This is a genomic window from Bradyrhizobium sp. LTSPM299 (assembly GCF_000938235.1).
In the GTDB taxonomy this organism is placed as follows: Bacteria; Pseudomonadota; Alphaproteobacteria; order Rhizobiales; family Xanthobacteraceae; genus Bradyrhizobium.
Genome location: NZ_JYMU01000037.1, coordinates 1 through 1175 on the forward strand (window position 1 = coordinate 1; position 1175 = coordinate 1175).

Annotated in this window: 1 protein-coding gene and 1 pseudogene; both read right to left on the minus strand. The window is 63.8% G+C overall.

What is annotated here, in order from left to right:
- Window positions 1-655, minus strand: a pseudogene (locus tag UP10_RS19560) (DUF932 domain-containing protein); the annotation flags it as partial.
- A gap of 388 nt (window positions 656-1043) precedes the next feature.
- Window positions 1044-1175: DUF736 family protein (locus tag UP10_RS43160; RefSeq protein ID WP_156180163.1), on the minus strand; the 132-nt coding region annotated here is incomplete at its 5' end.

Here is a 1175-nt window from a genome sequence, read left to right on the forward strand (position 1 = left end):
CCAAAAACAGGAACACATCCCGATCGCTCGCGTAGAGTGTCGTCGTGTCCTTGGTGATGTCCACGAACGGGTTGTGGGTCATGGTCGCCCAATCCAGCACCCCGGGCACCTTCCATCTTGTATCCCCGTTGCCGTTACCCGCGATCTTCATCACGGCGGTGACAAGTTCATGATCCCAGATGCGGCCATAGTCCGGCCCGGTCACGGCACGAAGCTCAATGCGGCCGTCATCAGCCTCCAACGTCTTCACCAACTCACCACGGTGTGACAGCAAGCCGTGTTGCAGGTTTATCGCGGTAAGTGGCGCGGGAAGCTGACGCATATAAGATGTCGGCGCGCCGACAAGGCTACACAACTGCCCAAAACTCCAATGCGTCGGCGCAACCGGTTCGCTGCGTCCCGGTACCATCAGGGCCAACCGTTCGGCATTGTCGCGGCCCGCCTCTACTCTCACGGCCCGGCTTTCCACGGTACGGGTCCGGGCGCGGTCGGCGCGGCGGCGTACCGCGTCATGAAGATCGGTCAGGCTGAGATAGCGCTCATCGTCGGGTCGGAAAAACCATTCCGATGACACGCGGCCAAGACGCTCGCCGCGCGAGACGTCCACGCGAAAGCCGCTGGAAACAGGCTGCTCGTTCCGGGTCAGAGTCATCATCGTCATCGCTCATTCTCCCTTTGGGGTTGGGTTAAAGCGCAGCGCTGCGCTGCAACCCTGCCCGTCGGCGAGACCGGGGTAGCAAGGGCAAGGGCGGCCGGAGTGGAGGGGGATCACCCGCCCAAGGGGGCGCGCGGCACGCGCGCGTCTGCACGCGCCTGCCGCTCATGTCGTCATTGAAAATTCTGCGAGGGCGCGGAAGACCGGGGATACCACTCCGGCCGGCGCCGGCTTCGGCGCTTCACCCTTGCGCGCGCGAGGGCGGAGCCCTTAGCGAGCATTATGCAAGGAGGCCGAAGGCCTTCTCTCCCTCTTTCTGCGCCGTTATGGTCATGAGCACAGAAAAAGCCCCGCCTCCGAGGAGGCGGGGCGGTTTGGTCCGGTTGGATCAGTCGCCGTTGCGGCGCGACCAGATCAGGATGAAGCCCTCGTCGCCCTCACCCTTCACCAGCGAGGCGTAGATCGGGGCCGGGAAGCTCGGATCGTCGAGCTTGACCGAGAGATATTCGCGCTCGGTCTC